Annotated in this window: 14 protein-coding genes; 7 read left to right on the top strand and 7 right to left on the bottom strand. The window is 49.3% G+C overall.

Annotated features, from left to right (window positions below; all coding sequences use genetic code 11):
* Window positions 1–11 precede the first annotated feature (11 nt).
* The 3 genes from WJT86_RS02385 to WJT86_RS02375 all read left to right on the top strand — a co-directional run bounded on the left by WJT86_RS02385 (window position 12) and on the right by WJT86_RS02375 (window position 2,578).
* Window positions 12–1,103 (top strand): ATP-dependent DNA helicase, encoded by a 1,092-nt coding sequence (locus WJT86_RS02385; protein ID WP_346335885.1) that lies wholly within the window; start codon window positions 12–14, stop codon window positions 1,101–1,103.
* A 173-nt stretch (window positions 1,104–1,276) separates the two neighbouring features.
* Entirely contained in the window at window positions 1,277–2,332 is a 1,056-nt protein-coding gene (locus WJT86_RS02380) for a YeeE/YedE family protein (RefSeq protein ID WP_346335884.1), read from the top strand.
* A gap of 18 nt (window positions 2,333–2,350) precedes the next feature.
* Window positions 2,351–2,578 carry a sulfurtransferase TusA family protein gene (locus WJT86_RS02375; RefSeq protein WP_346335883.1) on the top strand — a complete coding sequence of 76 codons (228 nt, stop codon included), beginning with the start codon at window positions 2,351–2,353 and terminating at the stop codon, window positions 2,576–2,578.
* An 87-nt stretch (window positions 2,579–2,665) separates the two neighbouring features.
* Here WJT86_RS02375 and lepA read toward each other — a convergent pair whose 3' ends face one another.
* Complete coding sequence (gene lepA / locus WJT86_RS02370) at window positions 2,666–4,471, bottom strand: translation elongation factor 4 (protein ID WP_346335882.1); 1,806 nt, start codon at window positions 4,469–4,471, stop codon at window positions 2,666–2,668.
* A 126-nt stretch (window positions 4,472–4,597) separates the two neighbouring features.
* Window positions 4,598–5,683, bottom strand: coding sequence for a heat-inducible transcriptional repressor HrcA (gene hrcA, locus WJT86_RS02365; protein WP_346335881.1), 1,086 nt, complete (start codon window positions 5,681–5,683; stop codon window positions 4,598–4,600).
* A 154-nt stretch (window positions 5,684–5,837) separates the two neighbouring features.
* Here hrcA and rph point away from each other — a divergent pair, with 154 nt between their 5' ends.
* The 3 genes from rph to hemW are packed head-to-tail and all read left to right on the top strand — an operon-like array spanning window position 5,838 to window position 8,387.
* Window positions 5,838–6,554: a ribonuclease PH gene (gene rph / locus WJT86_RS02360; protein ID WP_346335880.1), complete on the top strand. Its 717-nt coding sequence runs from the start codon at window positions 5,838–5,840 to the stop codon at window positions 6,552–6,554.
* A gap of 12 nt (window positions 6,555–6,566) precedes the next feature.
* Entirely contained in the window at window positions 6,567–7,217 is a 651-nt protein-coding gene (rdgB, locus tag WJT86_RS02355) for an RdgB/HAM1 family non-canonical purine NTP pyrophosphatase (RefSeq protein WP_346335879.1), read from the top strand.
* A gap of 3 nt (window positions 7,218–7,220) precedes the next feature.
* Window positions 7,221–8,387: a radical SAM family heme chaperone HemW gene (gene hemW, locus WJT86_RS02350; RefSeq protein ID WP_346336283.1), complete on the top strand. Its 1,167-nt coding sequence runs from the start codon at window positions 7,221–7,223 to the stop codon at window positions 8,385–8,387.
* Here the strand turns inward: hemW and gshB are convergent.
* The 5 genes from gshB to WJT86_RS02325 form a co-directional block, all read right to left on the bottom strand.
* Entirely contained in the window at window positions 8,384–9,334 is a 951-nt protein-coding gene (gene gshB / locus WJT86_RS02345; protein ID WP_346335878.1) for a glutathione synthase, read from the bottom strand. The two genes, hemW and gshB, sit on opposite strands and share 4 nt — an antisense overlap.
* 51 nt (window positions 9,335–9,385) lie before the next feature.
* A complete protein-coding gene (locus WJT86_RS02340) occupies window positions 9,386–9,790 on the bottom strand; it encodes a YraN family protein (protein WP_346335877.1) in 405 nt (134 codons plus the stop codon).
* Entirely contained in the window at window positions 9,753–10,688 is a 936-nt protein-coding gene (gene rsmI, locus WJT86_RS02335; protein WP_346335876.1) for a 16S rRNA (cytidine(1402)-2'-O)-methyltransferase, read from the bottom strand. The genes WJT86_RS02340 and rsmI overlap by 38 nt, the downstream gene beginning before the upstream one ends.
* A 75-nt stretch (window positions 10,689–10,763) precedes the next feature.
* Complete coding sequence (locus WJT86_RS02330; protein ID WP_346335875.1) at window positions 10,764–11,810, bottom strand: GMP reductase; 1,047 nt, start codon at window positions 11,808–11,810, stop codon at window positions 10,764–10,766.
* 222 nt (window positions 11,811–12,032) lie between these two features.
* Window positions 12,033–12,851: a GntR family transcriptional regulator gene (locus WJT86_RS02325; protein ID WP_346335874.1), complete on the bottom strand. Its 819-nt coding sequence runs from the start codon at window positions 12,849–12,851 to the stop codon at window positions 12,033–12,035.
* 283 nt (window positions 12,852–13,134) lie between these two features.
* Between WJT86_RS02325 and WJT86_RS02320 the strand changes: the two genes are divergently transcribed.
* On the top strand, window positions 13,135–14,412 hold the full coding sequence (locus tag WJT86_RS02320; RefSeq protein WP_346335873.1) for an MFS transporter: 1,278 nt from the start codon (window positions 13,135–13,137) through the stop codon (window positions 14,410–14,412).
* Window positions 14,413–14,428: the final 16 nt, after the last annotated feature.

Raw genomic sequence — 14,428 nt, 5'->3', positions numbered from 1 at the left:
GTCACACGTAAATGGCATGGTCGCCACAACAGGAACAGGCACTGAAAGAAGTGAATGATTGGCTCAAGAATGGAGAGAATCAGGTCTTTCGGCTGTTTGGTTATGCCGGAACGGGTAAAACCACGCTGGCCGTGCATTTTGCTGACCATATTGATGGCGATGTTGTTTTCGGAGCTTTTACGGGCAAAGCAGCATCCGTCATGCGTTCAAAAGGTTGCCGGGACGCTTCCACCATTCATTCCATGATCTATCGTTCCCGTGAAGATACCGACGGGGATCCGCTGTTTGTTCTGAACCAGAAAAGTCCGGCCTCTACGGCAGATCTGATCATTATTGATGAATGCTCGATGGTTGATGAAGAGTTGGGACGTGATCTCCTGTCTTTTGGGGCAAAAGTTCTGGTACTTGGGGACCCGGCACAGCTCCCCCCTGTTCGTGGTGGTGGTTTCTTTACGGAAGCAGAACCGGACATGATGCTTTCAGAGGTGCATCGGCAAGCTCAGGATAACCCCATCATTCATCTCTCCATGGCTGTTCGTGAAGGGCAGCCCCTTCAACCGGGAAGTTACGGTGATAGTACGATTATCCGACGTCGCGAGATTGATGCGGCCCGGATTATGGAGGCAGACCAGGTTCTGGTTGGTCTCAATAAAACCCGCAGGCTGTATAACAATCGCATTCGCCAAATTCTTGGTTTCCGGGATGCCTTTCCTGCTGCCGGTGAAAAGCTGGTCTGTCTGAAAAATGACAAGACCAAAGGCCTCCTCAATGGTGGCATCTGGAAGATTGAGGCTGTCAGGCAGGGTAAGGTTGGCCTCATCCGCATGGATGTTTCACCAGAGGATGATATCAAACATAAGGTTGTCGATGTCTCTGTCCTTCAGGAATTTTTTGAAGGTCGGGAAGATGAAATTCAGCCTTTTGTCCGCAGGGAAACTGATGAGTTCACTTACGGTTATGCCCTGACAGTTCATAAATCCCAAGGTTCACAGTGGGATGATATCGTCCTATTCGATGAGTCTTACGCTTTCAGAGAACATCGTGCCCGCTGGCTCTATACCGGGCTGACACGTGCAGCTGAGAAAATCACTGTCGTGATGTAAGCTTTTTCCCTGAAAACAAACAGTCTTTAGATGACGCACGCAAGGAGCATACAGCCTCCCTGCGAAAGATCACTTGACACTTTTAAAATGTAATATAATTTTCATCTTTAATTTAAATGTGATTTATTTTAATTCACATTTAATAGTGTAAATAATAATCACGGATGACGATTATGCTTCATATGATTATCAGTGGCCTGCTTTGCGGTGCCGTCCTCGGGTTTGTTCTCCAACGCGGGCGCTTCTGCCTGACAGGCGGTTTCCGGGATATGTACGTCGCGAAAGACAATCGCATCTTCACGGCCCTGCTTATCGCCATCACTATTCAGAGCATTGGTGTCTATGCATTGATTGCCTTTGGTCTAGTGCAGTTTACACCCGGAACATTCCCATGGCTTGCAACGGCTTTTGGTTCCTTCATCTTCGGAATTGGCATTGTCTATGCCAGCGGTTGCGCCACTGGCACATGGTATCGTGCAGCTGAAGGTCTGGTTGGCAGCTGGATTGCCCTCTTTACGTATATGCTGATGAGCGCAGTTATGCGTTCCAGCCATTTTGCCGGGTTTAATACCGAGATCAAATCTTTCCAGACACCAGCCAACTCAATTGCAGAGACTTTTGGTTTACCTGTCTGGGTATTCATCGGGCTTCTCGTTGTTGTCACAACCTTCTTCGTGACCCGTGAACTACGCAAGCCCAAGCTGGCTGTTGCCTCTCTGCCCCAAAAGAGAACCGGCCTTTCTCATGTCTTGTTTGAAAAGCGCTGGCATCCCTTTGTAACAGCAAGCCTGATTGGCGTAATCGCTCTGGCCGCATGGCCCCTTTCAGAAGCAACCGGGCGTATGGCTGGTCTTGGTATCACGACACCAAGTGCCAATATTCTTCAGTTCCTTGTTACCGGTGATTATAAGTTTGTGAACTGGGGTGTCTTTCTGGTTCTCGGCATTTTCATTGGTGCCCATATCGCGGCCCGTGGCAGCCGTGAATTTCGCCTGCGGGCAGCTGATGGCGCCACATCAGTACGCAGCGTCGGCGGCGGTCTTCTCATGGGCTTGGGCGCAAGCCTTGCCGGTGGCTGCACCATCGGTAACAGTCTGGTCATGACAGCCATGATGACATGGCAGGGTTGGGTTGCCATGCTGTTCACCATTCTTGGTGTCTGGACCGCCTCATACTTCCTTTATGTCCGCCGTCCGGCCAAGGCCAGACTTGTTACGCAGACAGCTTAATCTCTTGAGGAGTATAAAATGAGTTTAATTAAACTGGACGTCGTCAATCAGGTTTGCCCTTTCCCCCTCATTGAAGCCAAAGAGAAAATGGCGGATTTGCAAAGCGGTGATGAGCTTCTGATTGAATTCGATTGTACTCAGGCTACAGAAAGCCTGCCCCGTTGGGCTGCTGAAGAAGGCTACAAAGTCACTGATTTCCAACAGATTGATGATGCGTCATGGAGCATCACAATCCAGAAGTCTTAAATCCCTCCTTCCAGAAGAAGCTAATGCCTAACGAAAAAGGGTGGAACCAGTGGTTCCACCCTTTTTATTTTTGAATATGAGAAAAACTCATTCATCCATCTTAAGCGCTGCAATGAAGGCTTCCTGCGGAATCTCCACCTTACCGAACTGGCGCATGCGCTTTTTACCTTCCTTCTGCTTATCAAGCAGTTTGCGCTTACGGGAAATATCACCACCATAACATTTTGCAGTGACGTCCTTACGCAGGGCGCGGATGGTTTCGCGGGCAATGATCTTGCCGCCGATTGCTGCCTGAATTGGAATCTGGAACATGTGCTGCGGAATGAGATCTTTCAGCTTCTCACACATCACACGGCCACGGGCCTCTGCACGGGTACGGTGTACCAGCATCGACAGAGCGTCAACCGGTTCAGCATTTACGAGGATCGACATCTTCACCAGATCGCCATCACGATAATCAGAGATGTGATAATCGAAGGATGCATAGCCCTTGGAGATTGATTTCAGACGATCATAGAAATCAAAGACCACTTCATTCAGCGGCAGATCATAGACCAGCATGGCACGGGAGCCGACATAGTTGAGATCAATCTGGATACCACGACGATCCTGACAGAGCTTAATGACAGAGCCCAGATATTCATCCGGTGTCATGATGGTTGCCCTGATCCATGGTTCAGCAATAGACTCGATCTTCATAACGTCTGGCATATCTGCCGGGTTATGAAGTTCTTTCATCTCACCACCTGTCATATGCAGCTGGTAGACCACGCTTGGAGCAGTGGAGATCAGGTCGAGATTGAACTCGCGCTCAAGACGTTCCTGAATGATTTCGAGATGCAGAAGGCCGAGGAAGCCACAACGGAAACCGAAGCCAAGGGCTGCCGATGTTTCCATTTCAAATGAGAATGATGCGTCGTTCAGACGAAGCTTACCCATCGCGCTACGCAGACTTTCAAAGTCAGCTGCATCAACCGGGAAGAGACCGCAGAACACAACCGGCTGTACTGGCTGGAAGCCTGTCATTGCTTCAGCCGTCGGGCGCTTGTCTTCCGTGATCGTATCACCAACGCGGGTATCAGCAACTTCTTTGATCGACGCGGTCAGAAACCCGATTTCACCCGGACCAAGCTGGGCAACTTCATTCATCTTTGGACGGAAGACACCAACACGGTCGATACCGTAAGTTGCGCCCGTGCCCATCATGCGGATGTTCATCCCCTTCTTGAGGATACCATCGACGATACGCACAAGAACAACAACGCCAAGGTAGGAATCGTACCAGCTATCAACCAGCAGTGCTTTCAGAGGAGCGGTTTCATCACCTTCCGGTGGTGGCAGCCGTGTAACAATAGCCTCAAGCACTGCTTCGATGTTCAGTCCAGTCTTGGCAGAAATCTGGACAGCATCTTCGGCTGAGATACCAATCACTTCTTCGATCTGGGCTTTAATACGCTCTGGTTCAGCGGCCGGCAGATCAACCTTGTTCAGAACGGGGACAATTTCGTGATCTGCTTCAATGGCATGATAGACGTTGGCAAGCGTCTGAGCTTCAACGCCCTGACTGGCGTCAACGACCAGCAGCGACCCTTCACAAGCAGCCAGACACCGCGAGACTTCATAAGCAAAGTCGACGTGACCGGGGGTGTCCATCAGGTTGAGAATATAGGTCTTGCCATCGTTTGCCGGGTATTCGAGACGAACGGTCTGAGCCTTGATGGTAATACCGCGCTCACGCTCGATATCCATATTATCGAGCACCTGTTCCATCATCTCACGATCAGCCAGTGCACCGGTTTTCTGGATCAGACGATCAGCCAGTGTCGACTTACCATGGTCGATATGCGCCACGATGGAAAAATTGCGGATATTATCAATCTTATGTTTTGTCATTCTTGCGTTTGCCGTTCCTGCCGCCTGTCAGCTGCTGCGCGGAAATGAAATCTCTATACGGCACATAGCAGTGTCGTTCAGTTTCGCCAAGAGCTACCTTACATTTCAGCTAAAAAGACTTCTGAATCACTCTTTACTCAGCAGTCTCGATACAACCTGTGCCGTATAATCCACCATAGGCACGATACGTGAATAGTTCAGACGTGTCGGACCAATGATTCCGACAACACCAACAATCTTCTGCGCCGTGTCGCGGAATGGAGCCGCAATCAGAGATGAGCCGGATAGTGAAAAAAGCTTATTTTCCGAACCAATAAAAATACGAACACCTTCGCCTTTTTCTGCCCGGCTTAACAGATCAATCACATCTGTCTTGCTTTCAAGATCTGAGAAAAGGAGCCGAACACGTTCCAGATCTTCAGCAGCATGCAGGTCTTCAAGAAGATTGGCCTGTCCGCGCACAATCAGCTGACGCTCACCGGTTGTGCCAACCGTTTCAGCTAATCCCATACGCACAAGCTTGGCTGTCAGTTCATCAAGCTCTTTCTCAATTTCACTCTGACTGCTTTCAAGCTCTGTCCGCAGCTCAGCCAGTGTCCGGCCCCGGATATGGGCATTGAGATAATTGGCGGCCTCAATGAGCGCAGAAGATGGCAAACCTTTCGGCAACCCGAGAATACGGTTCTCGACGCTTCCATCTTCATTAACAAGAATAACCAGTGCCCGCTCGGGCTCCAGCCGCACAAACTCAACATGTTTCAGCGGAGCGTTGGCCTTTGTTGTAACGACAACGCCAGCACCACGGGATAGCCCGGATAAAAGCGAAGATGCTTCAGATAGAGCCGTCTCAAAAGTATGCCCGGAAGCCGCAGCACGCATCTGTGCTTCAATATGCTTGCGTTCATCAGCGGAGACATCGCCAATCTCCAGCATTGAATCGACGAAGAAGCGTAATCCTGTTTCCGTTGGCAGACGCCCGGCACTTGTATGCGGTGAATAGATCAGCCCGGCCAGTTCCAGATCAGACATCACATTGCGGATGGAGGCAGGCGACAATGACATCGGCAGAATACGCGACAGATTGCGTGAACCAACTGGCTCACCTGTCGAGATATATGTCTCAACAAGCCTTTTAAATATTTCACGGGAGCGATCACTCAGATCACTTGCGCCTGTTGCAGTCTGGCCGAGAATAGGATGTACGGACTTCATATTTCTAAACTAGCACCAAGTAGGCACTGTTTGAAGTAGTCAGACAATAATTACCTGAAATTTGATTGCGAAATTATCAGGCAATGCTTGCCCCAGGGGTCTAGGCCCGCTATGACCCTATGGTTCTATTCAGCCAGCCAAAGGTAACCAGATAATGCGCCCATCCAACCGCACGCCAGATCAGATGCGCCCCGTTACTATTGAACGTAATGTTGTTCGCTATGCAGAAGGCTCATGCCTGATTTCTTTTGGTGATACAAAAGTGCTCTGCACAGCCTCACTCGAAGAAAAGACACCACCATGGCTGCGCGGCTCTGGCAAAGGCTGGGTCACTGCGGAATATGCAATGCTTCCACGTGCCACGCATGAACGCACCCGCCGTGAAGTCAACAGTGGCAAGCCGTCTGGCCGTACGCAGGAAATCCAGCGCCTTATCGGCCGTTCCCTCCGTGCAGTCACCAATCTGCCAGCTATTGGAGAACGCCAGATTACACTCGACTGCGATGTGCTTCAGGCTGATGGCGGCACACGTACAGCTTCCATCACAGGCGCATGGGTTGCCCTGCATGATTGTTTCAGCTGGATGCAGGAGCGTTCTATTATCTCAGTCAATCCGCTACGCGAACATATCGCTGCCATTTCCTGCGGCATCTATAAGGGCACGCCGGTTCTTGATCTTGATTATGCTGAAGATTCAAACGCTCAGACAGATTCCAACTTTGTTATTACCGGCTCTGGCGGTCTCGTTGAAATTCAGGGAACGGCAGAAGGCGCCCCTTTCTCAGAAGAAGAGTTTCTTGAACTCCTGAAGCTGGCAAAATCCGGTGTCTCCCAGCTTGTTGATCTCCAGAAAAAAGCCATTGCTGGCTAAGGCGAGAATATCATGTCCGAGACAAAACCACGCCGCCTGACAGGCGATATTGTCATTGCAACCCATAATGCTGGCAAGCTTCGTGAGATTAACGAAATTCTTGCACCATTCGGCCTCTCAGCCAAGTCTGCTGCAGACTATGGCCTGCCTGAGCCGGTTGAAAATGGTTTCATGTTCTCGGACAATGCCGCGATTAAGGCGCATGCTGCAGCAAAAGCCACAGGTCTTCCAGCAATTGCCGATGATTCCGGGCTTTGCCTTGATGCTCTGGATGGTGCCCCTGGGCTCTTCACGGCTGACTGGTGTGGTAACCCGCGCAATTATCAGGCAGCCATGAAACGTGTTGAGTATGAGCTCAACCGTCGCAAGGCGACAGACCGGACAGCTCATTTTACCTCAACGATTATTGTTGCATGGCCAGATGGGCATGAAGAGCTGTTCGAAGGACGGGTATTTGGTCAATTCGTTTATCCGCCGCGTGGCGAGGACGGCTTCGGTTACGACCCCTGTTTCCTGCCAGACGGATATGATAAAACATTTGCAGAAATGACGACGGCAGAAAAGAACGGCATTAACTGGGAGGCAACCCCTCCCACAGGCCTCTCTCATCGCGCGCGTGCATTAATTGCATTTGTAGAAGGATGCCTCAAAGGCAAACCATAATTGTTGATTGAACATCCGACATTTGATGCTGGCTTTGGTATCTATGTGCATTGGCCGTTTTGCGCGGCCAAATGCCCATACTGCGACTTCAACAGCCATGTCCGGCATAAACCTGTCGATCAACAACGCTTTGCCAGTGCGCTTCGGCGGGAGCTGACGCATATGGCCGACATCGGCCAGAAGCGTCAGGCAACAAGTATCTTTTTTGGTGGCGGCACGCCTTCGTTGATGTTGCCGGAAACGCTTGAGGACATACTCAACAGTATCGCCTCTATTTACGGCATTGCCGACAATGCCGAGATTACTCTCGAAGCTAACCCAACCAGTGTTGAGGCAGAGCGTTTTAAAGGTTATCGAGCCGCAGGGGTCAACCGTGTCTCAATGGGCATTCAGGCTCTGAATGACAAGGATCTTAAGCGCCTTGGCCGCATGCACAGCGCAGATGAAGCAAAGGCCGCAATCAAGGTTGCCGCTGAGAATTTTGACAGATTCTCATTCGACCTCATTTATGCACGCCCCAATCATGAACCCGCAGCATGGCGGGCAGAACTTCTGGAAGCTTTATCCCTTGCAGTTGAACACCTGTCTCTCTATCAGCTTACGATTGAACCCGGCACCTGGTATCAACGGCTCTTTGATGCAGGCAAAATCACAATTCCGGATGATGAGACGGCACGCATCCTCTACGACATAACACAAGAGGTTTGTGATAAGGCTGGGTTGCCCGCTTACGAAATTTCCAACCATGCCCGGCCCGGTGCAGAATCCCGTCATAACCAGATTTACTGGCGCTATGGCGAATATGTCGGTGTGGGCGCCGGTGCTCATGGCCGCATGATGACACCTGATGGACGCCTTGCAACAGCCACAGAGAAATCACCGGAAGAATGGCTTGAACGTGTTGAGCAATACGGACACGGGATTATTGAAACCGAGCTTCTGGATCAGACAGCACAGGGCGATGAGTATCTCCTGATGGGTCTGCGTCTCAGCGAAGGTATTGATGTCATCCGCCATTCAGAGCTCAGCGGCAAAATGATTTCAAGCACTCGGATTGATCGTCTGGTTGAAGACGGCCTGCTGGAGCGTCGTGGAAACCGCGGCATTGCCGTTCCCACGAAGCATTTTGCTATTTTAAATTCAATTATTGCCGATCTGGCCTCGGATTAACCGAGCGTCCCGATCTTCGATTCAATTGAATCCCAGATTGAGACGGCAAGATCAGGACCACCAAGCTTCTTGATTGCACGGATACCGGTTGGTGAGGTCACGTTGATCTCTGTCAGATGACCATCAATCACGTCAATACCAACGAATATCTGACCCATTTCCTTCAATGCTGGCCCAATCGCCTCACAGATTTCCATTTCGCGAGCCGATAGGTCTGTTGGCAGAGCTGCACCACCACGCACCATGTTGGAACGGATATCATGGGCTGCAGGCACACGATTGATAGCGCCCATCGGCTCACCATCAACGAGAATAATCCGCTTATCACCCTTTGTGATATTTGGCAGAAACTTCTGGACAACCCACTGTTCACGGAACGTAACGGAGAACAGATCAAATAATGAACCGAAGTTCGGGTCTTCCTTGGAAACTTTGAATACGGCCGCACCACCATTGCCATAAAGGGGCTTCATGACAACGTCACCATATTCCCGGCGGAAAGCTTCAATTTCCGAACGGTCACGTGTAATCAGTGTTTCCGGCATCAGCTCCGGATAAGCCGTAACAAACAGTTTCTCTGGTGCATTACGAACATGGAATGGGTCATTCACCACTAGTGTCTCAGGATGAATACGCTCCAAAAGATGGGTCGTGGTGATATAGGAGAGATCGAATGGCGGATCCTGACGCAGCAGTACGACATCCATCGTAGAGAGATCTGTCCGTACAGCCTCGCCAAGGATTGCATGGTTACCCTCTTCATCCCTAACCTGTAAGGGTTCAATAGCCGCGTAGACTTTACCATCCCGCATGGACAGGCGATCTGGCGTGTAATGGAATATGCGGTGGCCACGCCGTTGCGCCTCTAACAGAAGGGCAAAGCTCGAATCTCCGCCAATACGGATGTGCTTAATTGAATCCATCTGGATTGCGACCGAAAGAGCCATTGTCTTACCTTCTGTTCAAAATTAGGCGCCATCTTGCCATAAGATTGCAGATCAATCGAATTGAAATGCATCCTCTATATAGTGCATACGCCAGCCATTGATAATATAGGCCGCATCACACCGAAGTGAGTACTCGCACGCCCAGGGGTTCCGTTGCAACCAGACACGAACTGTCCGGGCAAATTTCCGCCATTTACGATGATCAATCGCATGGATGGCAGACTGCAAATCCCTTCTTGCTTTCACCTCAATGAAAACAACAAGCTGTCCGCGGCGCATGATCAGATCAATTTCTCCACCCTGCACCGCATAGCGTCGTGCCAGAAGGCGGTATCCTTTCAACATCAACAACAAGAGAACAAGCCACTCTGCAAAATACCCATAGCGATGTGCTTTGCGTTTTTGCTTAAGCTCCAGATCAATCTTTTTTCTGTGCCAGGGCCACTGCTCGTGCATAAACTTCCCGCTTTGGTTGCCCTGTCTCCTTGGCAACGATTGCTGCTGCATCCTTAATGGAATGCCTCTGCAATTCTTGCGTAAGCTGCGCGTCGATTAAAGATAGACTTTCTTCTGGCGAGGTCTCTTTCTGGCTTTGCCCGATCAGAACAACAATCTCACCTTTAGGAGCACTCTCTGATGCATAAAGATCAGCAAGCTCCTGCAGCGTCCCGCGCCGTACAGTCTCATAAAGTTTGGTCAACTCACGTGCAACGGCGGCTGGACGGTCACCTAAAACTTCAGCGGCATCCTTCAACATTTCCGTTAACCGGTGCGGAGATTCAAACAGCATCAAGGTTGCCGGAATACTTGCAATTTCCGCTAGTCTGTTGCGACGCGCCCCAGTCTTTGCAGGCAAAAATCCTTCAAAGAAAAAGCGATCACTCGGGAGGCCGGAAACGACCAGAGCTGTCAAAATAGCTGATGGCCCGGGGATAGGCGTAACAGGTAAGCCTTCTTCGATTGCAGCCTGAACAAGTTTATAACCGGGGTCAGAAACAAGCGGCGTTCCGGCATCTGAGACCAGAGCCAGAACCTGCCCTTCTCTCAATCGCTGCAACATCCGCTCGCGAACTGCATCATTGGAATACTCATGATAAGCAACCAACGGCGTTGTAATGCCATAATGAGCCAGAAGAACTTTTGTAACACGCGTATCTTCCGCCAGAACAGCATCAGCTGCCGCCAATACGTTTAAGGCACGAAACGAAATATCTTTCAGGTTACCGATTGGTGTTGCAACCACATACAGCCCGGAGGTCAGGGGCGAAGCCTCAGCTGCAAGTCCGAATGCTGTAAAGGAATTGGTATTTTTGCTACTGCGCGTGCTCTTCAGGCGATTATCGATCCGATTCATATACTTGTCCCTATCCCACATGCAGAGCCAATCGGCAGGTCACCCTGCCGATCATTGTTATAATCATGTACGGAATTATGAATTCCCGAAAACGTTATTAAGCTGAGCACCAACCATAACAAAAGTTGTCCGCTTGGACACTTCTTTCAGAGATGTTGCCCCAATATAGGTCATCATTGAGCGGACACCGCCCATGATTTCCTGCATGGTTGCTTCAGCTGCACCACGATATGGAACTTCAACAGTCTTACCTTCAGATGCACGGTATTTTGCGACGCCGCCGGCATATTTATTCATGGCCGTATCAGAAGACATGCCATAAAATACCATAGAAGTTGGAACCTGCTCGCCATCTCTTTCTTCATAGCGAAGTTCACCTTCACATTCGTCGTGCCCGGCAAGCATACCACCCAGCATAACGAAGTCAGCACCACCACCATAAGCTTTGGCAATATCACCCGCGACGGTACAACCACCATCGGCACAAACCTGCCCCTTCAGGCCATGTGCTGCATCTGCACACTCAATAACGGCTGATAGCTGAGGATAGCCAACGCCTGTCATCTTACGGGTCGTGCAAACAGAACCCGGTCCAATGCCGACTTTAACAATATCAGCACCTGCCAGAATAAGAGCTTCTGTCATATCGCCGGTTACAACGTTGCCAGCCATGATAACAGCATCTTTATTCTGCTCACGGGCACGCGAAACCATCTCAACGAACTTCTCGGTGTAGCCATTGGCAACATCAAGACAGATCATCTTGACGGGAGCCTGCTTCTTCACAAGAGCCAGCTTTTCCCAGTCAGCTTCATTGGTACCAATGGTGTAAAATGTATTCTTAGATTCTTCAGAGTTGAAGAAAGCAACCAGCTGTTCCGGTGAATAGTATTTATGCAGGGCAACCATAGCGCCCATGCGCGCCAAAGTCTTGGCCATCGGAATTGTCCCGGTCACATCCATATTGGCTGCAATCAGCGGGAATCCTGACCATGTACGACCTGTATGTACAAAATTGAATTGACGGTTGATATCAACATTGGATCTGGAAGCCAACGTCGAACGTTTTGGCCGTATCAGGACATCCTTGAAATCAAGCTTAGGATCGCTCTCGATGCGCATATTGGGGGTCTCTTCAAAACGCCGCGAAAACCGCGGTTCGATAAACCATAGTACCCTCGGGTACCAGCAACCCCAACCAACGAAGTTGCAACATCTCCTAGCAGAGATTGCATCAAAAAGCGAGCCTCTCTCAATTATTGAATTCCCAACATTATAAATCTAGCCCAAATAAAAAGCCGGAAACCCGGCTTTTTGTTAAAACATAACTGGAATAACCCGATACTAGTGGCTAACCCCGTTCGCTTCTGCTGGAACTTTGCGTGGTCGACCCTTCGTTGACTTTCTGGCGCGTGGATAGATTTCTTCATCATCCGCAGACAGAATTGAACTGATATCAAAGGTTGTTTCTGGGCTATTATACTGCATCGTCGCTTCAATAAGAGCGAGGTGATTCATCATGATACTGATAGCTTTTTCTGCATCACCCTCAAGAATCGCCTCATTAATCTGCTTATTGCTGTCAGCTGGACGCCAGCCTGTAACTGTATCCTGATACAGTGTCATTGCCATACTTGTACGGACAATGACCTTTTCAATAAGAGAAGAGAGAATTGGATTGCCATATAGATCAGCGATAAGCACGTAATGTTCATGTGCCAGTCGACGAAGGATACGTACTTCTTGAGAAAGGTCATGCTCTTCTGTGATATTGAAGTGGCTCTCAAGTCTTTCACGCATACTGTCGTCAAGATTATTGCATAGCCAAGTAATCAGATAAGGCATCACAAGTCTTATCGTTTCAAGCAAAGGCTTGATTTCATCTGGGGCAGGCGATGCAACAAATGCTCCGCGGTTCAGCGGAAGGGCAATAACACCTTCCTGCTCCATGATAAGGAAGACCTTACGCACGATTGTACGGCTAACGCCAAAGGCATTTCCCACCATATCTTCGTGCAGTTTGGCTCCTGGTCTAAGCTTCCGATCTAAAATTGCATTCCAGATACGGTCATGAATTTCAGTCTCTACAGAAGTAAGATTCTCAGTAACGCCGTGCGACCGGAGATTATTTCTTAGAGATATTGATGTATAACGCTCTGGCATGATTTCACTTTTAAATATTAAACAGCCCCCGATCAGGCTTATAATTATTTAAATGATATTTTATTGTGATAAATATCATACAATAAAAGTTATAATCTTCAATAATTCTTTAGTTGTGCGACAAAATTACATAGTAAAAAATACAATTGAAATAAAGTCGTATACAAGAAGGTATAGTTATCAGATAGTACCCTTAGCCGTTTAGGGGTAGAGTCTGCTGTAACAACAATGTATCCTGACACTGATTTGCCGCGAATAAGCCCTATGTGGAGATAAGCAAGCTGTGCGCTCTGCCCTGAAACTCATCTGGACAATTACTGCTACCGTAACCTTTCTCCAGGCTGCAAATGGGCTTTGGCAGGCTCTTCTGCCCCTTCGCATGCAGGCCGAAGGCATTTCAACTGTTGTTATCGGTTATGTGGCAACATCTTATGGACTTGGCTTCACGATTGGATGTCTTTTCACTCCAATTCTTATTAGGCGAGTTGGCCATATTCGCGCTTTTGCAAGTCTTGCAGCTATATCAGCGATTGTTGCGATCTTCTTTACGCAGGCCTCCGGTACAGAATCATGGATATTGCTGCGCTGTATTTCAGGTATTTCCATGGCGGGGCTATTCACGGTTTCAGATAGCTGGACCAGCTCTTGCGCTACCTCTGAAAATCGTGGTCGTGTCTTATCTATCTATATGATTTTCAATAAGATTGCCCTTGTCATATCGCCTTTGGGCATTGCGCTTGGCTCCGTCAAGAGTGACGGGTTGTTTATGGCGGTGTCTGTATTGATGAGTCTGTCATTGCTCCCTATCTGCGCTGCGAATGCGCAGGAGCCGCCTTCCCCAACAACAGTCCGCATCAATATCCGCAGAATATTCACGCTCGCACCTTCAGCTGCTATTGGCTCTTTTGTTGTTGGTTTGATGAATGGCCCCATCACAAATCTTGTAACGGTTTATGGTACCAGCCTAGGCATGACCGCAGCCGTTGCCGCAGCACTGCTCTTTGCAATTCAGGGCGGCAGCCTGATTATGCAATGGCCGCTTGGGATTATATCTGACAAATATGACAGGCGTTATGTTATTGCTGGCCTGGGTGGCGGCACATTTCTGGTCTGCATGCTAACGATAGGAGCTACTTTTATCGGCTCAATCCCGCTTGTTTTTCTATCGGTATTCTTGTGGGGTGGTATCGCCCTATGCATTTACGCAGTATGTGTTGCGCATGTTTGTGACGTTGTCCCCGCCGAAGAGATTGTACCATCTGTCTCAGGACTACTGATGCTTTGGGCGATAGGTATGGCAATTGGCCCTGCTCCTGCAGCATATATCATGGAACGGTTTGCGCCATGGGCCCTGTTCTTTTACTCAGGCTGTGTTTCACTGTTGATGGCTCTTTTTGTATTATGGCGTATTCATTACAAGAAGCGCGAACCAGTTCAGGGCGGGTTTGTTATTATGACACCGACAACACCGGCAACCGCACCGCTCAATCCAAGAGCTGAACCCATCGAAGATATGGAAACAGCAGACACACAAACAGAAACTTCCACGACAGGGAGTTAGATCGTGGAAGTCATCT

It is taken from the genome of Hohaiivirga grylli, assembly GCF_039655745.1.
In the GTDB taxonomy this organism is placed as follows: domain Bacteria; phylum Pseudomonadota; class Alphaproteobacteria; order Rhizobiales; family Beijerinckiaceae; genus Hohaiivirga; species Hohaiivirga grylli.
This window is presented reverse-complemented; position numbering and strand designations above follow the sequence as displayed.